The following is a 17701-nucleotide window of genomic DNA, read 5'->3' on the forward strand; positions in this document are numbered from 1 at the left end:
GCTGCAGTGCCCGGGAGATTCCGTACCAGACGTCACCCTGGTTCGGGGATCCGAACTTAGTGGTGAGCCTGCGGCGCAGGATAAAGCGGATCCGAATGCTGTCGATGATGACGAGCACGATCAGGGCCCAGAAGGCCATCAGGATAAAGCTCTGCACGGTGAGGTTCTGGATAAAGCTGGCGACGACGAAGACCGCTGCTGCGATCATTACGAACTCGCCCACGTTCCAGCGGGCATCCACCACGTCGCGGACGAACCGCCGGTTGGGGCCCTTGTCGCGTACGGGCAGGTAGCGCTCATCACCGGTGTCTAGTGCAGCGCGGGTCTTGAGGCGCTCTTCACGCATCGCAGCCCGGCTGGCATCCTTTGCAGCCTTGCGGTCGTTGGGCACCAGCGGGCGCTGCCGTGCAGCTACCTGATCCTTGCGCCGCGGCGTGGGAGCGCCCTTGCCAGCCGACGGGGATTGAACCTTCCCTGCCTGCTCCGCTTGGGCTGAGGCTGCCTTGTCCACAGTTTCCTGCGCGGTGGGCGCTTCTTTCTTTCGTCCGAACACTCATCAAGGATACCCTGAACCGCGCTGCTCCCGCGTGCGCACAGGACTAGGTAATGCAACGCGTCTCTGCGCTCTGATCAGCGCGGACGCGTCGGAGCAGGGCAACGCGGTTGTAGGGTTTGCCCTATGACATCTACACCCGGATCCTCCAGCAGACTGCCGGACGAAGCGGCGCTGCGCGCCAGCGTAGCGGCAGCCTTTCCCCGCACCAAAGAAGACCTGATCAACCTTGTGGCCATCCCAGGCATCGCCTGGGATTCTTTCGACCCGGCCAACCTTGACCGTTCCGCGGAGGCGGTGGCGGCGCTGCTGCGCGGCGCCGGACTCCAAGATGTACAGGTTCTTCGGGTTGAGCAGGATGGAAAGCCCGGCGGTCCCGCCGTCGTCGCCCGCCGCCCGGCGCAGGAGGGCAAGCCAACCGTCTTGCTCTACGCGCACCATGACGTCCAGCCGCCGGGGGATTCGGCGCTCTGGGAGACGGAGCCCTTCACCGCTACCGAACGGAACGGCCGTCTTTACGGACGCGGGGCGGCAGATGACAAGGCCGGCATCATGGTGCACGTCGGCGCGCTCCGTGCCCTGGACGAGGTCCTGGGCGCCGAGTCCGGCGTCGGCATCACGTTCTTCATCGAAGGTGAAGAGGAAGCCGGCTCACCCACCTTCCGCAAGTTCCTTGAGACGCACCGCGACCTGCTTCAGGCAGACGTAATCGTCGTTGCTGACTCTGGAAACTGGAAGGTCGGTACCCCGGCGCTCACCACCAGCCTGCGCGGACTGGTGGACGGTACGTTCGAAGTGCGCGTACTGGGCCACGCCGTCCATTCAGGCATGTTCGGCGGCCCGGTGCTGGACGCGCCGACGCTGCTGGCCCGGCTGATCAGTACCTTCCACGATGAGCAGGGAAGCCTGGCCATTGACGGGCTTGCCGGTTTTGACGACGCCGCGGTGGACTACCCGGAGCAGGACTTCCGGGCCGACTCTTCAGTCCTGGACTCGGTGCAGCTGGCAGGCACCGGCTCCATTGCCTCGCGGCTGTGGACCAAGCCGGCCCTCTCCATCATCGGCATCGACGTGCCGTCGGTGGCCATGGCTTCAAACACGATCCAGCCGGTGGCGCGGGCAAAATTCAGCCTTCGCCTTGCACCGGGACAGGACCCCGAGGCTGCGATGGACGCCGTCGCCCGACACCTCGACGCGCACCGTCCATTTGGCGCGGAGGTTCTGTTCACCCCGGGGGAGAGGGGCAATGCCTTCGCCACCGACACGTCAGCGCCCGCCGCGCAGACCGCCCTCTGGGCCTTGGAAACCGCGTGGGGCACCACCCCGGTCGAAATGGGGGTCGGCGGTTCCATTCCCTTTATCGCGGACCTGGTCGAGGTCTTCCCAGCAGCGCAGATCCTGATCACCGGGGTTGAAGATCCGGACTCCCGTGCGCATTCCGCCAACGAATCACTGGAACTCGGCGACTTTGAGAACGCCATTCTGGCCGAGGCGCTGCTCTTGGCACGCCTCGGAACGCAGGAAACGCCCTAGGCGGTTACAGGACCGGGGGTGCCCCGACGTAGGATGGAGTGAACTGGCTTCCCGGCCCGGCAGCGGTAGTGAAATGTCTTCGCTGGCGGACCGGGTGCCCGGACGGAAAGAGAGAAGCAATGAGCACTTCCACGAGTGAAAACGCCTCCGGCCTGACCGGTACGGAAGCGGAAGCAGAACTGCCCATCCACGAAGTGGCGCTGTCCGACGTGGCAGCCGGCAAAGTACGCTCCCTCCTGGAGCAGGAAGGCCGCACTGACCTTCGCCTGCGGGTGGCTGTGCAGCCCGGAGGCTGCTCGGGCCTGATCTACCAGCTCTACTTCGATGAGCGGGTGCTGGAGGGAGATGCGGTACGCGACTTCGATGGCGTAGAAGTCATCGTCGACAAGATGAGCGTGCCGTACCTGTCTGGGGCCTCCATCGATTTTGAGGACACCATTTCGAAGCAGGGCTTCACCATCGACAATCCCAACGCCGGTGGGTCCTGTGCCTGTGGAGACTCCTTCCACTAGGACGCAGCCGCGGCTTTCGGGCCGTAATAGAGGGTATTCTGTCCGGCACGCGGTGCCGTCTGTCACTGGACAGCGCCGCGTCCGGGGTAAGCTCTACACGTAGTAGTAAAACTGATCGTGCGCAGCTGGGGGTTTTAGTCCGCTGTGCCGCACTTGCACGTAACAAGAGGAAGGGCCGTCTGTGAGTTCGCAGGACCGAACCAGCAGCCGACGCGCCAGGATCTTAAAGATCTCAGCCGTAACGTCGGCCGGCGCGTTGTTTTTATCGGGTTGTTCGTCAGATGTCCAAAAGGGCTGGTTGCCCACGGAACACGACACGACCAATCACACCGGCCGCATCATGGACCTCTGGGTCAATTCATGGATCGCTGCGCTGGCAGTGGGCATCCTCACCTGGGGACTGATCCTCTGGTGCATCATCGCGTACCGGCGCCGCAAGAATGAGACGGGCTACCCCCGTCAGCTGAGCTACAACCTGCCGCTGGAAATCTTCTACACGGCTATCCCGCTCTTTATGGTGCTGGTGCTCTTCTTCTTCACGGACCAGGACATCCGCGCCATTGAGGCCCGCGATGACAATCCCGACGTCGTCGTCGACGTCCGCGGCAAGCAGTGGTCTTGGGACTTCAACTATGTCAATGAAGACAAGTACTACAGCGGCGTCCAGGTGAACCTTGACGGCGGAGAGAAGGACGAATCCCAGATTCCGACCCTGTACCTCCCCGTGAACAAGTCCGTTGAACTGCAGCTGAATGCCCGCGATGTTATCCACTCGTTCTGGGTTCCCGCGTTCCTGCAGAAGAAGGACATGGTTCCGGGCCGGACCAACTACATCACTCTCACCCCGCAGCAGGAAGGCACCTTCGAAGGAAAGTGCGCCGAGCTTTGCGGCGAGTACCACTCTGAGATGCTCTTCAACGTGAAGGTCGTTTCCGAGGCCGAGTACGAGGCCTACCTGGCCACCCTCAATGATGGCCAGCTGGGTGCGGAATACGACCGCAACACCAACCTGAATCCCACGAAGTAAGGAGGTAGGAGGAAGCAATGACTACCCTGGAATACACTTCGCAGGAATCAGGCACGCAGGTAACACCGCGCGTCGTACCGGTCTCCAAGGGGCGCATCGTCGTCAACTGGATCACCTCCACTGACCACAAGACCATCGGGTACATGTACCTGATAGCCGCATTTATCTTCTTCTGCCTCGGCGGCGTGATGGCCTTGGTCATCCGTGCTGAGCTGTTCGAACCCGGTATGCAGATCCTGCAGACCAAGGAACAGTACAACCAGCTGTTCACCATGCACGGCACCGTAATGCTCCTGATGTTCGCAACGCCGCTGTTTGCCGGCTTCGCGAACGTGATCATGCCCCTGCAGATCGGCGCGCCCGACGTCGCCTTCCCGCGGCTGAACGCGCTGGCCTTCTGGTTCTTCCTTCTTGGCAGCATCATCGCCGTCTCGGGCTTCATCACCCCTCAGGGTGCCGCGTCCTTCGGCTGGTTTGCTTACGCTCCGTTGTCTAATACAACGTTCTCACCCGGCGTGGGTGGTGACCTGTGGGTCTTCGGCCTCGCGCTTTCCGGCTTCGGCACGATCCTCGGTGGCGTTAACTTCATCACCACGATTATCTGCATGCGTGCCCCGGGCATGACCATGTGGCGTATGCCGATCTTCACCTGGAACACCCTCGTGACGGCCATCCTCATTCTCATGGCGTTCCCGCCGCTGGCCGCTGCTCTGTTCGCCCTCGGCGCTGACCGCCGCTTCGGAGCTCATATCTTCGACCCGGAAAACGGTGGAGCAATCCTCTGGCAGCACCTGTTCTGGTTCTTCGGCCACCCTGAGGTGTACATCATCGCCCTGCCGTTCTTCGGCATCGTCTCGGAGATCTTCCCGGTCTTCAGCCGCAAGCCGATCTTCGGCTACAAGGGCCTGGTTTATGCAACCATCGCCATCGCTGCCCTGTCCGTGACCGTGTGGGCACACCACATGTACGTAACCGGCGCTGTGATGCTTCCGTTCTTCGCATTCATGACCATGCTGATCGCGGTGCCAACAGGCGTGAAGTTCTTCAACTGGGTCGGCACTATGTGGCGGGGATCGATTACGTTCGAGACCCCGATGCTCTGGAGCATTGGCTTCCTGATCACGTTCCTCTTCGGCGGCCTGACCGGCATCATCCTCTCGGCCCCGCCGCTGGACTTCCACGTCTCCGATACCTACTTCGTGGTTGCGCACTTCCACTACGTGGTCTTCGGTACCGTCGTCTTCGCGATGTTCGCCGGCTTCTACTTCTGGTGGCCGAAGTGGACCGGCAAGATGCTCAACGAACGCCTCGGCAAGATTCACTTCTGGCTGCTGTTCCTGGGCTTCCACGGCACGTTCATGATCCAGCACTGGCTTGGTGTCATCGGCATGCCGCGCCGTTACGCTGACTACCTGGTGGAGGATAACTTCACCGCGATGAACCAGTTCTCCACCATCGCTTCGTTTGTCCTGGGTGCCTCGCTGATCCCGTTCTTCTGGAACGTGTACATCACCTGGCGTCATGGCAAAAAGGTCGAGGTTGATGACCCTTGGGGCTTCGGTGCCTCGCTCGAGTGGGCAACGTCCTGCCCGCCGCCGCGTCACAACTTCACCTCACTGCCGCGCATCCGCTCGGAGCGTCCGGCACTTGACCTGCACCATCCGGAACTTCAGCAGACCGTCACGCACGAGTCCGCACCGGGCAAGGTATACGGCTCAGCTGACCGTCAGGAGAGCGTCAAGTGAAAATCGAGTCCAAGCTCTTCCTTCTGATGTCTCCGTTCTTCCTCGTAGTCGGCATTGCTTACGGCTACCTCGTGGAATGGATGGAACCGGTTGGCTTCCTGGCCCTTTTCCTGACAGCGGGCATGTCGCTGATGATCGGCTTCTACCTTGCCTTCACCGGCCGCCGGATTGGAATGCGTCCCGAGGATCGGATTGACGCGGAAATCCATGAAGGTTCCGGCGAACAGGGCTTCTTCAGCCCGTGGAGCTGGTGGCCTCTGGTCCTGGCGACAGCCGCCGCCGGAGGATTCCTCGGCCTGGCTGTTGGCTGGTGGGTTTTCTACATCAGTGCCGGCCTCGCCGTAGTTGCCCTGATTGGGTGGGTCTTCGAGTACAGCCGTGGAAACCACGCACACTAGGCTTCGCGCCAAACAGCTGAAGCTAATCAATTGGGAGGGCCCGCAGATTCTGCGGGCCCTCCCTTTTGCTGTCCCGAACGCGGTCTTACCCGCCGTCCTGGATCCCGGGTCGGCCGGTATCCTAGAGAGAGCGCCGCAATCCTTATGAAGGGGTCCGCCCGAATGACCGTTCTGCCTGCCTGTCTCCGGCTCAGTCTGTGATCCAAAGAGCCCTGAGGGATTTCCCCGAGAACATTGACCCGGCCTCCGGTGTGCCCAAGCACCGCCAGCTGGAGGGCATGCTCCGCCGCTTCGTCGAGCAGTACGCTCCGGCCGGAGAGTCGGTGCCGTCCGAACGCGAACTGGCCGAGCACTTCGGGGTGGCCCGGATGACGGTTCGCCAGGCCATCGACGCCCTCGTCGCGGACGAGATCCTGGAACGGGTCGTCGGAGTAGGCACCTTCGTGGCCAGGCCCAAAATGGACCTGCAGATCAAGCTCACCTCCTACAGCGAAGAAATGCACCGGCGCGGCATGGTGCCGGACGCCCGCGTGCTCACCTTTGAACAGGTCGGCGCGTCCCACCTCGTCGCCCGGGAACTGCAAATCGATCCCGGACAGCCCGTCGTCCGATTCCGGCGGCAGCTGCTTGCCGATGGTGAGCCAATGAGCGTCGACGAGAACTTCATTCCAGCCTGGCACGTCCCGGGGATGCTCGACGAAGAGCCCCCCACTTCCCTCTACCGGGTGCTCAGCGAGCGTTACGGGATGGTCATCGAATGGGGTGAGGACACTATCGAGGCAACTGCTGCCTCTGCTTCCATCGCGCGTCTGCTCAACGTTGAGCTGGGCGCTCCGCTGCTGAAGATTCAGCGGCACGCGTACGTCTCCCGCTCGATGGTCGACTATTCCGTTTCCTATTACCGCGCCGACCGATACAAGCTCTGGGTACCGCTCCAGCGGCCAGGTATCAGGACGCCGCGCTCCTACCACCCCGGACGCCACCAGGCGACCTGACACAAGAATGGAGGGATCGCCGAATGGAGATCCTGAGGATGTACAAGCCGGACCCGCCGCGCGCGATGCTGTTCAAGGAAGCCGTCTACGAGCCCGAGGACGGGACAATCATGACGACGAAGGGGAGGGTGGGCAATGAAGGCACCGTGTCCATCCGCGAGGACGTCGTTACAGACGCAGCGGAGGCACTGCTCACCAAGTTCGGTGACGCCGCCGCAGCTGAGGGCTACGCGGAGATTCCCGAAGAGGAACAGCACTGGGTGATTGCCCAGTTTGCGCTCAAGTCACGCGACGGCACGGAGCGGGACCGCTATCTGGAGCACAAGGCCTCAACAGCCATCGGCACTTACTTCGCCTGGCGAGGCCTGGGGTCGGTGGAGGAGACGGGTTTCAGCCCGTATAAGCTGAACATCCTGTGCCTGGTCCCTGACGTGAAACTCGCGGTCAAGGGTATCCTCGTTGTCCTTCGCGAGTCCCGCCTTGACTTCACGAAGCTGAGTATTGGTTCGGCCCCGTATGACGACCTTGATCACCCGGTGCGCAGGTATCCATTGCCCTCTAAGGTCCCGTTCGAGCTCTAGGACGGTGCTTCACATCAATCACGGCCGCAACACGTCGGGGTGACCGTTCCGGCGCGGGGCTCAATGCCCCGGATCTGCAGGGCGGGCAGGAAAGTTGTTCCGGCCCGCCCAGTCAGCTTCCTTTACGGCGGTTGGATCAGAACGGCTTGGTCGGCAGGTACTTTCCGTCCAAGGTGATAACGGCACGTTCGCCACCCTCGGGGTCGGCTACCTTTTTGACGTCGAGTTTGAAGTTGATCGCGGATATGATGCCGTCGCCGAACTCCTCATGAACCAGGGCCTTGAGCGTGGTCCCGTAAACCTGGAGCATTTCGTAGAAGCGGTAGATGGTGGGATCGGTGGGGATCCCTCCGGGGATCGAGCCGCGGGTGGGAACAGCTTGGAGCAGCAAGGCCGCATGCTCGTCCAGGTCAAGGAGCTCAGCAACTGCCTTGGCGGCTCCTTCCGGCAGCGGATGCTGGCCGAGGATAGCGGCCGTGGTGAAAGCGACAGAGAGACCAGACGCATCGGCAATCTGTTTCCAGGATAGGTCCTTCATGATTTTCGCCTCAACGGCGGCGACGGCGATTGCCTGGCGGGCGGTGGGGTCGAACTGGGAGTGCAGCATAATTTGTGGCATAATTTGTTGTCTTCTTTCTTGGTTATTCTGGGGGAGGGCCACGTCAGGGTGGGTAACTGAACGTGGAGTGGGGAAATGGAACCGCTCCGGCCCGAGTTAGGCCGGCAGCGGGGCGCTGGCCTCCGTCAGGTCCGTTACGCGGCCGGTACGGATGTCAAAGACCCAGCTATGCAGAGTAATCTTGCGTTCCGCCAGGGCTTGGGCCACCGAAGGGTGCGTTGCAAGGTCTGCGAGCTGGGCGAGGACGTTCTGGTTTACCAGGTCGGGAACGTCACCCGCCGTGGTGGTCCGTGCCTGTGAAGCATCTGCATGCCGCAGCCACTTGGCGACTGCTGGAGCGCCGCTTAGGTCCTGGCCTTGGGCCAGCGCGGTCATCGCCCCGCAGGCTGAATGCCCGCATATGATGATGTCCCGGACGCCGAGCGTAGCCACGGCATATTCGATGCTAGCTGCGACCCCGTCTGCTTCCGGGGTAAAAGCGGGAACCAGGTTGCCCGCGGTGCGAATGACGAAAAGGTCCCCGGGTTCGGTGCCGGTGATCAGTTCCGGTACAACGCGGGCATCCGAACAACCAATAAAAAGTGTGTGCGGTGCGTGGTGATCGGCCAAATGGGCGAACAGTTCCGCCTTGGCCGGGAATACGTCTTTTTGGAAGTGGTCAATTCCGTCAGTGAGGATCTGCATCGGTTGCTCCTTTAGTGCTGGCCGGCTTTGATGGGCCGACAATGTCACTCTGCCCGACCAACAGCTATAGAGTCCAAGAGTCTCTGTGACGCGATTCCATAGTTCTCATCTATGATGGCTGCATGGCCGCCATCGAACTACGCCACCTCCGCTATCTGCTCGCCGTTGCTGAGCAGCGCAGTTTCACCTATGCGGCCGACGAACTGGGGATAGCCCAGCCCACCCTCTCTCAGCAGATCAAGCAGTTGGAGCGGCTGCTGGGGGTTCAGCTGCTTGACCGAACCGGACGCACAGTGCGGCTCACCGATGCCGGGGAAGTGTACGCCACGCATGCCCGCCAGGCCCTGCGGGACCTGGCAGCCGCCGAACGAGCCATCAACGACGTGGAAGACCTGTCCCGAGGTCACCTTCGTCTGGGAGCGACGCCCACCTTTACGGCCTATCTCCTCGGACCGCTGGTCGCTGAATTTGGCTCGCGGAACCCCGGCATCAGTCTGACATTTACCGAAATGACCCAGGATCACATCGAAGGCGCACTGCTAAGTGATGAACTTGACCTCGGTATCGCCTTCTCGGACGCACCTGCACCGGGCATAAGTGCAGTCTCCCTCTTCACCGAGACCCTGAGCCTTGTCACCCGCAGGCCGGGGCCACAGGAGGCCTTTGCCGCCCTGTCCGTACAGGCGCTGGGCGGCCTCCAGCTAGCGCTGCTCAGCGGGGATTTCGCCACGCGCAGCCACATCGATGCGTATCTCGCCGGTCAACGGATCGACCCCAGAATCACGGTGGAGGCGAACTCCATTCAGGCGCTCATCGAAATCGTTGAACGCACCCCTCTGGCAACGGTCCTGCCGGATGCGATCACCCACGGCCACCCCAACCTGGTTTCGGTCTCCCTCGATCCGCCCCTGCCCGCCCGAACCGCTGCGCTCCTTTTCCGCCAGGATGCCTACCGGAGCGCCGCCACCCAGGCCTTCACGGAACTGGCCCATGAGATCGGCCACCAGCTTTCAAACAGGGGATAACCGCGGAGCCTCACAGGCAATGAGGCCGGTGACCGCACCCACAGCCTTTCGTCCAGGCACCCGGACCCCCAGCCAACAAACCCAGGCTCCACATATCGGCACATTGAACCCGCCTTAACGCAGGAAGCCCCCGGCCAGCAGTTGCTGGCCGGGGGCTTCTTCAGAGTGGGCTAGTGCTTCTCGATCGAAGCCTGGTCCTCTTCGCTTGCCTCAACTTCGGCAGGCGCTTCGTGATGGTGTGCTGCTTCGAGCTCGGCGGGAGACACCGGAGCAACGCGGTCCTCGAAGAAGAACCGGGAGATGGCACCGCGGCGCTTCTCCCGCCCGCTGATCTTGCCCCTGGCATCCGGCTGGGCCGGCAGGACCTCGGGCGAATCGAAAGCAACCAGCTTGTAGCGCTTGTACTCGTCGAGCGGTTCGTGAACTTCGATGTACTCACCGTGCGGCAGGCGGACGATACGGCCGCTTTCCACGCCGTGGAGCACAATCTCGCGGTCCTTGCGCTGCAGCGCCAGGGCGATGCGGCGGGCCACGATGAAGCCAATGACCGGGCCGAAGAAGAACAGGAAACGCAGCCAGTACGTGACATCGTTCAGCGACACCAGGAAGTGCGTGGCGATGAGGTCGGAGCTGGCAGCTGCCCACATCACGCAGTAGAAGATGACGCCGGCTACGCCGATGGCGGTACGGGTCGGAGCGTTGCGCGGGCGGTCCAGCAGGTTGTGGATCCGCTTGTCCTTGGTGACCCAGGCTTCGATCCACGGCCAGGTGAAGAGCAGCGTGAAGACGATGCCTGCCGGAATAAGTGCCGGGATCAGGACGTTCAGGGACAGGGTGTTTACGCCCCAGGGGAACGGAATGTTCCATTCGAGCGGGAACCCGCCCAGCCAGCCCGGCATCAGTCGCAGCGCGCCGTCGACCCAGCCGATGTACCAGTCAGGCTGGGTGCCTGCCGAGACGGGGGAGGGGTCGTAAGGACCGTAGTTCCAGATGGGGTTGACCGTAAAGACGGCGGAGATGAAGGCGATGATGCCGAAGACGATGAAGAAGAATCCACCGGCCTTCGCCGCGTATACAGGACCAACCGGGAAACCGACAACGTTGTTGTTGGTACGTCCCGGGCCGCGCCACTGGGTGTGCTTGTGGATAACGACCATAAAGAGGTGGATGGCAATCATCAGCAGGATGAGAGCCGGTACCAGGAGGATGTGCAGCACGTACAGGCGGCCAATGATATCGGTGCCAGGGAACTCTCCGCCGAAGAGGAAGAAGCTGATGTAGGTACCGACGACGGGAACAGCCTTGATAACACCATCAATGATGCGCAGACCGTTGCCTGAGAGCAGGTCATCCGGGAGGGAGTATCCGGTGAAGCCGGCAGCAAGGGCCAGGATCAGCAGGACGCCGCCGACAACCCAGTTGAGTTCGCGCGGCTTGCGGAAGGCACCGGTGAAGAAAACGCGCAGCATGTGCACGGATACCGAGGCCACGAACAGCAGGGCTGACCAGTGGTGGACCTGGCGCATGAAGAGGCCGCCGCGGATATCGAAGGAGATATCCAGCGACGAAGCGTAGGCCACCGACATTTCGACACCCTTGAGCGGCACATAGCTGCCGTCATAGTGGGTTTCCGCCATGGACGGGTCGAAGAAGAACGTCAGGAACGTTCCGGAGAGGAGCAGGATGACGAAGGTGTAGAGCGCAACTTCACCAAACATAAAGGACCAGTGATCGGGAAAGACCTTGCGGCCGAATTCCTTGACCATCATGGATCCGCTTACGCGGCTGTCGACGAAGTTTGTGATGCGCCCGAGCTTGGTCTTCGGCTCGTAGGAAACAGAGCTAGCAGTCATGATCAGCCACGCTCCCAGAAGCTCGGTCCAACGGGTTCGGTGAAGTCGCTGGTGGCAACGAGGTAACCTTCGTCGTCAACGGCGATCGGCAGCTGGGGCAGCGGCCGGACGGCCGGTCCAAAGATGACCGCGCATTCCTGCGTCAGGTCGAAGGTGGACTGGTGGCACGGGCAAAGCAGGTGGTGCGTGTGCTGCTCGTAGAGTGCAACCGGGCAGCCGACGTGCGTGCAGATCTTCGAGTAGGCCACGATGCCGTCAACCGACCAGTCCTCGCGCCCGGGGGAGGGGTTCAGCTCGGAAGGATCCAGGCGCATCAGCAGGACAACAGCCTTGGCCTTTTCTTCCAGCTTGTTCTCGGCGTCGTTCAGGCCTTCGGGGATCACGTGGAACGCGGATCCGAGGGTGACGTCCGATGCCTTGATCGGGGTTCCGCTGGGGTCCCGTGTGAGGCGTACGCCGCTGTCCCACATGGTGTGGCGCAGGGTGTTGCCGGGGAGCGGACCCAGGTCGCGGAACATTGCGATCGCGGGAAGCGGTGCGAGTGCGACGGCGCCCAGGAGGGTGTTGCGGATGAGCGGGCGGCGCTTGATGCCGGTCTCGTCGACGATATCGCCGATCATCTTCTCGGCAACGATGCGGTCCTCTTCGGGACGGACCTCGTGGCGTTCCTCGATGACTTCGTGGTCCGGCATAAGGGTCTTGGCCCAGTGCACGATGCCGACGCCGATGCCGAGCATCGCAAAAGCGGTGCCGAGGCCGAGGAAGAGGTTCTGCACCCGCAGGGTACCGAGGGTCTCATCCAGGCGGATAAAGAAATACGCGTAGAAAAAGAGCAGGGTGCCGATGACCGAGATGGCGAAGAGAATCGCCACCTGCTTTTCGGCGCGCTTCTCTGCCCGGGGATCCGTGTCGGCCAGGCGAGGGCGGTGCGGGGGAAGACCAGGATTCTGGAATTCCCCTTCTACGCCCTGGCCAGCCGTAGCAACGGTGCCCGAGGTGTTCGGACTGCCGTGACTATGGTCGCCCATGATCCCCCTCATCCTTCTCTTGAAACTGCATTAGTAGACCTATGTGTAACTGTGATGTCACCCCAGGGGGTGAGCGCGGCGATGGTTAGGAAGACCGGGAGGTCAACCAGATGGTGAAAGCAATAATGAGGCCGAGACCGGCTGTCCAGATGAACAGGCCTTCGGAGACCGGACCAAGTGAACCGAGTTCGGCGCCACCGGGAGATCCGTTGGCTTCAACGGTCTTCAGGAAGGTGATGATGTCCTGCTTCTCCTCGGGGCTGATGTTGGCGTCGGAGAAGACCGGCATGTTCTGCGGGCCGGTGACCATGGCCTCGTAGATGTGCTCCTCGTTGACACCCTCAAGCGCGGGAGCGAACTTGCCGCGGGTCAGGGCGCCACCGGCGCCTGCTGCGTTGTGGCACATGGCGCAGTTCACGCGGAACAGCTCTCCGCCGGCAGCTGCATCGCCGGTGGTTTCGAGGTACTGATCTTCCGGAACGGCGGGACCGGCACCAAGGGAAGCCACGAAGGCTGCCAGCTGCGCGGTCTGTTCTTCGTTGAACTGTGCCGGCTTCTGCTGGGCCTGCGGGCCCTGCATAGCCATCGGCATACGGCCGGTGCCGACCTGGAAATCGACAGAGGCCGCTCCAACGCCCACGAGGGACGGACCGTTCTCGGTGCCGGAGGCCTCCATGCCGTGGCAGGTGGCGCAGTTGGCAATGAAAAGCTTCTCGCCCTGCTGCACATCATCGGCAGTGTAGGTGGTGGCGGCCTGGGCCTGGTTCGCTCCGCTGGCAGCTGCATAAATGCCGCCCGTAACGATGAGGCCCAGCAGCAGCAGCACTACTGCTGCCAAGGGGTGACGTCGCCTTTGCGATAGTGCCTTCACTTAGTGGTTCCTAACTTGTGTGGTCTTTTGGTTGCTCGTGCCACTTTGAATCGGGTGTGGTGATGCCCAGGCTGGCTACTTGAGGAAGTAGATGATGACGAAGAGGGCAATCCAGACCACGTCGACGAAGTGCCAGTAGTAGGACGTCACGATCGCCGAGGTCGCCTCGAAGTGGCCGAACCGCTTGGCAGCATAGGCGCGTCCGATGATGAACAGGAAGGCGATCAGGCCGCCGGCCACGTGCAAGCCGTGGAAACCGGTGGTGATGTAGAACGAGGATCCGTAGGCATTCGAGGAAAGCGAGATCCCGTGGGACACGAGTTCGGCGTATTCGTATGCCTGGACGGACACGAAGATCGCTCCGAGGATGAAGGTCAGGAAGAACCACTCGACCATTCCCCATCGTGCAATCTGGAAGAAGCCGCCGGTGCGGCGGGGCTGGAGCCGTTCGGCGGCAAAGACGCCGAACTGGCAGCTAAAGGAACTGGAGACAAGGATCACCGTGTTCACGAAAGCGAAAGGCACGTTCAGCTTGGCTGTCTCGATCTCCCACATCTCGCCCGAGGTTGAGCGGAGAGTGAAGTACATCGCGAAAAGCGCAGCAAAGAACATGAGTTCGCTTGAGAGCCACACCACGGTCCCTACGGAGACCATATTGGGGCGGTTCAGCGTGGGGTGAGCCGGGGTACTGGGGGCATGGGTCGCTGTTGTCACATAGACATTATGGCCGCAAAACTGCCCAGTTCACCAACGTAACCGTACGAACGGCGCGTCTGATTCGTTCCCAAACCGCCCGCTTCCCAATAACGGCGCGGAACTGAACCTCCGGAAACAAATCAGCATTTTCTACGATTCGTAGATAACCTAGGTTGTGTGAGTACGTTTCCGAGTTCCAAGCACACCTGGCCGACGCTGATTAACGCGCTCATCGCGGGGGAGGACCTGGCCACCGAGCAGACCAGGTGGGCAATGAACACAATCATGGCCGGAGACGCATCGGACGCGCAGATAGCCGGTTTTCTCGTGTCCCTGCGGGCCAAGGGTGAAAGTGTCGGCGAACTCACCGGCCTCGTCGAAGCGATGCTGGAGAACGCCCGGCCCATCGAGATTCCGGGAGAGACGCTTGACATCGTGGGCACGGGCGGAGACCGGCACAACACTGTAAACATCTCGACCATGGCCGCCCTCGTCTGCGCCGGAGCCGGAGCCAAGGTTGTTAAGCACGGCAACCGGGCGGCGTCGTCGTCCTCCGGATCCGCGGATGTCATCGAAGCCCTCGGCGTGCGGCTGGACCTGCCGGTTGAGCGTGTTGCCGAAGCGGCCGTCGAGGCGGGAATCACTTTCTGCTTCGCCCAGGTATTCCATCCGTCCATGCGCTATGCCGCCGTCGCCCGCCGCGACATGGGTGTGGCCACAGCGTTTAACTTCATGGGCCCGCTAACCAACCCCTCCCGCCCGTCCGCTTCGGCGGTTGGCGTCGCGGACGAACGCCTTGCGCCGCTCATCGCCGGTGTGCTGGCCGCCCGGGGCGTGCGCGCGCTGGTCTTCCGGGGTGGTGACGGGCTGGATGAACTGACGACGACGGGATCGTCTACCGTCTGGGAGGTGCGTAACGGTGCCATAGAGCGCTCCGTAGTGGATCCGCTGGACCTCGGGATCGCGAGGGCCACGCTGGACGATCTGCGCGGCGGTGACGCCGCCGCCAACGCCGGCGTCGTACTCAGTGTCCTGGCCGGAGACAAAGGCCCGGTTCGGGACGCTGTGCTGCTCAATGCTGCGGCGGCCCTGGTCGCGCTGGACCCCGCCGCCGAAGGGACATTGACGGACCGGCTGCGTGCAGCCCTCAGGCGGGCGGAGGAATCCGTGGACAGCGGACGTGCGCGGGCAGCCCTCGACCGCTGGGTGGAAGTTACGCAGTAGAGGCCAGCCCGGACAGCAAAAAAGGGAGGCGGACCCGAGCGGTCTGCCTCCCTTTTTGTGCATGTCATTGCGTGCATCACAGGAAAGTTCGTTACCCAAACGTTGTGCCCAACGCTGATTTAGGGGTACGAAGTGCCCGTTTAGCTGGCCTAATTACCCCTCGAAGCCGAGCGAGAACGCAGCGTCAAGATCGTGCTGGGAGTAAGCCCGGAAGGCGATTTGGGTGGTGGTGCCGATCACTCCGGGAACCTTTGAAAGCCGGTTCGCGATCGTGTCGGCAAGGTCCTCGTGCCGGCGTACGCGGGCGACGGCGATGAGGTCCCATTCACCGGTGACCGAGTAAACCTCGCTGATGCCCTCGATTTCGGAGATCTCCTCGGCGCATTCGGGGATCCGGGCGGAGTCGGTCTGGATGAGTACGAAAGCGGTGATCATGGCGTGCCTTTCTGGTCCTGCAGGGCGGGGAATGTCAAGCCCTTTCCTTGAGCCTAGTGGAATCGCGGCGTGCGTGCCTGAGGACAAGCAGGGAGCAGGCCGCACGGGGGAGCAGGAGGAAGGCTGCCAGCACGCCGAAGGTCACCAACTGGAAGCTCAGCGCCGTCCCGCCTCCGGCCAGGAAACGGATGGCCAGCCCTGCGCCCGCCGTGATGAGCCAGAGGAAGATGCCTGTGGGCCACAGTGCAGCTGGACGCCGCCAGGCACGAAGTGCCAGCCACCCGCCCAGGCAGGCGGCGATGAACGGCGAGGCCGTGAGCAGGACGCCGGCCGGATCCAGTCCGTGGGCGTGTGTGTCCCGGCCAAGGGCGGCGAAGGTAATGATGAGTACGACGTCGGCTGCCAGGAAGGCGGGCCAGAATCGGTGGAACGGGGAAGTCACAGTGTTGTCTCCTTGGCTTTTCCGCCATGTTCACGAACGTAGGGCCCCAGGAGCTCCCGTACACGTTGCTGTACCTGTACATGCGGGGTGCCGGCTTCGAGCAGGCGGGTTCCAGTGTGGACGATCGCATTGATGAGTTCAGCCGTGACCGCAGGGTCGGGGGCGCCCATCTCCTCGAGTGCGCCGACCAGCGGGTCGAGCAGCTGCTGGTGCATACGGGAACTCTGAGCATCGAGTTCCTCGCTCGGGGCAACGGCTGCCAGCACCCGCCCGACGGCGTGTTCGCCTTCTGCGACCAGGGTGATGTTAGTCAGGACGTAAGCGAGGATCCGGTCCGCGGGCAGCTCTTCCTCGGCCATGGCCAGTTCCACGCGCTGTGCCCAGCGCGGGAAAACATCAAGCACCAGGGCGTGGAGGAGATCCGTGCGGGACTTGTAGTACTGGTAGGCACTCGGACGGGCGAGGCCGGCCAGCGCCGCAACTTCTGCCATGCTCGGGGCCTCGCCGGTCCGTGCCAGGAGGGTTCTGGCTGCGCTGAGGAGGGCCCTTTGCTGAGCTGCCCGGTGCTCAGCGACTGTCGGGGCGGTGATGCGGGGCAACGACCCCTCCTGTTCCTGCCTTGTTGGGGCCGGCCTGCCGGCCGTGCACCAACTGAAATCTTCTCAACGCCCGTCACGGCAGCCTTCTGGTGAACCATCAGGTCAAGCCACTGAAAGCTGTCGCAAAAGTGGTGCGGGCCGTGCTTACGGGTCTCATAACTGTATCAACGCCCCCTTCCGCTCCGGTCCGCCGGTAATACATGCCGGTAATACATAAGGACGCGCCCCGGTAGCCGGGCCCGCCCGCCGCTGTGCTTGGGAGATGCCCCAGGTCCGCGGACTCGGGCTTCTCCTGCGTGGTTCCCGGACGGTGCGGCTGGATAGAGTGTGGACCTTCGCCGTGGCTTTCGGCCATGTTCTGGAGCCCGGGCCGGAGCTTAGTGGAGCAGGCTCATCCAATTGGAGGGCACATACCCGGCCGGGCCCGGCACGGGCTGGCTGTTCGGGTGTGCCAGCGGAAGGGCCAGGGCCGGACCTTCGAACATGGCGTCTTCCGGATAGCTGTAGAACCAGTCTTCCCCGGGTTCAAAGCTGCGGACAATGGGATGTCCGGTCGACTGCCAATGCGCGGTGGCGTGCTGCCCGGGGCTCGCGTCGCAGCAGCCGACGTGGCCGCACTCGGCACATCGGCGCAGGTGAAACCACCAGCCTTCCTGCTGGAGGCACTCAACACAGCCGGTGCCGCTGGGTGGTACGGCCGGATCGATGCCCGGAATAAGTTCCATAACCTATCTCCTCCTTATATACGGGATTTGAGGGGATTCCTTATTCATATAGCTGCTGGTCCGTCACCCTTCCTCAGGGTAGCCACCGGCTGCATACCCCAGAAGCGGTTAGCCGAAATACGCCCCGCCCTTACCGACCCCCGGCTCACGTGGCTG

20 protein-coding genes are annotated in these 17701 nt (G+C 62.5%); 9 read left to right on the forward strand and 11 right to left on the reverse strand.

The genetic code is table 11. The features are described 5' to 3' along the window. The coding region (locus RTN46_RS03570; protein ID WP_312179068.1) for a DUF3043 domain-containing protein at positions 1–553 on the reverse strand (553 nt) is incomplete at its 3' end. 126 nt (positions 554–679) lie between these two features. Between RTN46_RS03570 and RTN46_RS03575 the strand changes: the two genes are divergently transcribed. From RTN46_RS03575 to RTN46_RS03605, 7 genes are all read left to right on the forward strand, one after another. After that, the gene (locus RTN46_RS03575) at positions 680–2086 is read left to right on the forward strand and encodes a dipeptidase (RefSeq protein WP_312179070.1); all 1407 of its coding nucleotides are present in this window, start codon (positions 680–682) and stop codon (positions 2084–2086) included. Positions 2087–2205: 119 nt separating this feature from the next. Next, positions 2206–2598 carry an iron-sulfur cluster assembly accessory protein gene (locus RTN46_RS03580; RefSeq protein WP_312179071.1) on the forward strand — a complete coding sequence of 131 codons (393 nt, stop codon included), beginning with the start codon at positions 2206–2208 and terminating at the stop codon, positions 2596–2598. A 181-nt stretch (positions 2599–2779) separates the two neighbouring features. Next, positions 2780–3625, forward strand: a complete 846-nt coding sequence (gene coxB, locus RTN46_RS03585; RefSeq protein ID WP_312179073.1) for a cytochrome c oxidase subunit II — start codon at positions 2780–2782, stop codon at positions 3623–3625. Positions 3626–3642: 17 nt separating this feature from the next. Further along, complete coding sequence (ctaD, locus tag RTN46_RS03590) at positions 3643–5370, forward strand: cytochrome c oxidase subunit I (protein ID WP_312179075.1); 1728 nt, start codon at positions 3643–3645, stop codon at positions 5368–5370. Beyond that, positions 5367–5768: a cytochrome c oxidase subunit 4 gene (locus RTN46_RS03595; protein WP_312179077.1), complete on the forward strand. Its 402-nt coding sequence runs from the start codon at positions 5367–5369 to the stop codon at positions 5766–5768. The genes ctaD and RTN46_RS03595 overlap by 4 nt, the downstream gene beginning before the upstream one ends. 278 nt (positions 5769–6046) lie before the next feature. Then, positions 6047–6763, forward strand: a complete 717-nt coding sequence (locus tag RTN46_RS03600; protein ID WP_312179139.1) for a GntR family transcriptional regulator — start codon at positions 6047–6049, stop codon at positions 6761–6763. A gap of 23 nt (positions 6764–6786) precedes the next feature. After that, entirely contained in the window at positions 6787–7344 is a 558-nt protein-coding gene (locus tag RTN46_RS03605; protein WP_312179078.1) for a hypothetical protein, read from the forward strand. Between the two features lie 136 nt (positions 7345–7480). Here the strand turns inward: RTN46_RS03605 and cynS are convergent, their stop codons facing one another. Together cynS and RTN46_RS03615 are read right to left on the reverse strand one after the other, a co-directional pair. Further along, positions 7481–7963 carry a cyanase gene (gene cynS / locus RTN46_RS03610; protein WP_312179079.1) on the reverse strand — a complete coding sequence of 161 codons (483 nt, stop codon included), beginning with the start codon at positions 7961–7963 and terminating at the stop codon, positions 7481–7483. Between the two features lie 96 nt (positions 7964–8059). Continuing rightward, positions 8060–8647, reverse strand: coding sequence for a carbonic anhydrase (locus tag RTN46_RS03615; RefSeq protein ID WP_312179081.1), 588 nt, complete (start codon positions 8645–8647; stop codon positions 8060–8062). A gap of 122 nt (positions 8648–8769) precedes the next feature. On the opposite strand from RTN46_RS03615, the gene cynR reads away from it, so the two are divergent. Next, a complete protein-coding gene (cynR, locus tag RTN46_RS03620) occupies positions 8770–9672 on the forward strand; it encodes a transcriptional regulator CynR (RefSeq protein WP_312179083.1) in 903 nt (300 codons plus the stop codon). A 170-nt stretch (positions 9673–9842) separates the two neighbouring features. Here the strand turns inward: cynR and RTN46_RS03625 are convergent, their stop codons facing one another. From RTN46_RS03625 to RTN46_RS03640, 4 genes are all read right to left on the reverse strand, one after another. Beyond that, complete coding sequence (locus tag RTN46_RS03625) at positions 9843–11525, reverse strand: cytochrome bc complex cytochrome b subunit (RefSeq protein ID WP_312179084.1); 1683 nt, start codon at positions 11523–11525, stop codon at positions 9843–9845. Between the two features lie 2 nt (positions 11526–11527). Further along, a complete protein-coding gene (locus RTN46_RS03630; protein WP_312179086.1) occupies positions 11528–12553 on the reverse strand; it encodes a Rieske 2Fe-2S domain-containing protein in 1026 nt (341 codons plus the stop codon). Between the two features lie 85 nt (positions 12554–12638). Then, positions 12639–13424: a cytochrome c gene (locus RTN46_RS03635; protein WP_312179087.1), complete on the reverse strand. Its 786-nt coding sequence runs from the start codon at positions 13422–13424 to the stop codon at positions 12639–12641. Between the two features lie 75 nt (positions 13425–13499). Continuing rightward, positions 13500–14138, reverse strand: a complete 639-nt coding sequence (locus tag RTN46_RS03640; RefSeq protein ID WP_083521473.1) for a heme-copper oxidase subunit III — start codon at positions 14136–14138, stop codon at positions 13500–13502. A 159-nt stretch (positions 14139–14297) separates the two neighbouring features. On the opposite strand from RTN46_RS03640, the gene trpD reads away from it, so the two are divergent. Continuing rightward, a complete protein-coding gene (gene trpD, locus RTN46_RS03645; protein WP_312179090.1) occupies positions 14298–15344 on the forward strand; it encodes an anthranilate phosphoribosyltransferase in 1047 nt (348 codons plus the stop codon). A 153-nt stretch (positions 15345–15497) separates the two neighbouring features. Here the strand turns inward: trpD and RTN46_RS03650 are convergent, their stop codons facing one another. The 4 genes from RTN46_RS03650 to RTN46_RS03665 form a co-directional block, all read right to left on the reverse strand. Beyond that, entirely contained in the window at positions 15498–15779 is a 282-nt protein-coding gene (locus tag RTN46_RS03650; protein ID WP_312179092.1) for an Lrp/AsnC ligand binding domain-containing protein, read from the reverse strand. Between the two features lie 34 nt (positions 15780–15813). Continuing rightward, positions 15814–16221 (reverse strand): DUF3054 domain-containing protein, encoded by a 408-nt coding sequence (locus RTN46_RS03655; RefSeq protein WP_312179093.1) that lies wholly within the window; start codon positions 16219–16221, stop codon positions 15814–15816. Beyond that, on the reverse strand, positions 16218–16820 hold the full coding sequence (locus RTN46_RS03660; RefSeq protein ID WP_312179094.1) for a TetR/AcrR family transcriptional regulator: 603 nt from the start codon (positions 16818–16820) through the stop codon (positions 16218–16220). Before RTN46_RS03660 ends, RTN46_RS03655 begins: the two co-directional genes overlap by 4 nt. Positions 16821–17197: 377 nt before the next feature. Then, a complete protein-coding gene (locus tag RTN46_RS03665) occupies positions 17198–17545 on the reverse strand; it encodes a UBP-type zinc finger domain-containing protein (RefSeq protein ID WP_312179096.1) in 348 nt (115 codons plus the stop codon). Positions 17546–17701 lie beyond the last annotated feature (156 nt).

The sequence above is a fragment of the Arthrobacter sp. genome, from assembly GCF_031988865.1.
Lineage (GTDB): Bacteria > Actinomycetota > Actinomycetes > Actinomycetales > Micrococcaceae > Arthrobacter_B.

Coding starts and splice junctions, on each gene's coding strand:
- RTN46_RS03625 (WP_312179084.1), bottom strand. CDS start 11,525: ATGACTGCTAGCTCTGTTTCCTACGAGCCGAAGACCAAGCTCGGGCGC.
- RTN46_RS03580 (WP_312179071.1), top strand. CDS start 2,206: ATGAGCACTTCCACGAGTGAAAACGCCTCCGGCCTGACCGGTACGGAA.
- RTN46_RS03630 (WP_312179086.1), bottom strand. CDS start 12,553: ATGGGCGACCATAGTCACGGCAGTCCGAACACCTCGGGCACCGTTGCT.
- RTN46_RS03605 (WP_312179078.1), top strand. CDS start 6,787: ATGGAGATCCTGAGGATGTACAAGCCGGACCCGCCGCGCGCGATGCTG.
- RTN46_RS03650 (WP_312179092.1), bottom strand. CDS start 15,779: ATGATCACCGCTTTCGTACTCATCCAGACCGACTCCGCCCGGATCCCC.
- RTN46_RS03575 (WP_312179070.1), top strand. CDS start 680: ATGACATCTACACCCGGATCCTCCAGCAGACTGCCGGACGAAGCGGCG.
- ctaD (WP_312179075.1), top strand. CDS start 3,643: ATGACTACCCTGGAATACACTTCGCAGGAATCAGGCACGCAGGTAACA.
- RTN46_RS03665 (WP_312179096.1), bottom strand. CDS start 17,545: ATGGAACTTATTCCGGGCATCGATCCGGCCGTACCACCCAGCGGCACC.
- RTN46_RS03600 (WP_312179139.1), top strand. CDS start 6,047: ATGCTCCGCCGCTTCGTCGAGCAGTACGCTCCGGCCGGAGAGTCGGTG.
- cynS (WP_312179079.1), bottom strand. CDS start 7,963: ATGCCACAAATTATGCTGCACTCCCAGTTCGACCCCACCGCCCGCCAG.
- cynR (WP_312179083.1), top strand. CDS start 8,770: ATGGCCGCCATCGAACTACGCCACCTCCGCTATCTGCTCGCCGTTGCT.
- RTN46_RS03615 (WP_312179081.1), bottom strand. CDS start 8,647: ATGCAGATCCTCACTGACGGAATTGACCACTTCCAAAAAGACGTATTC.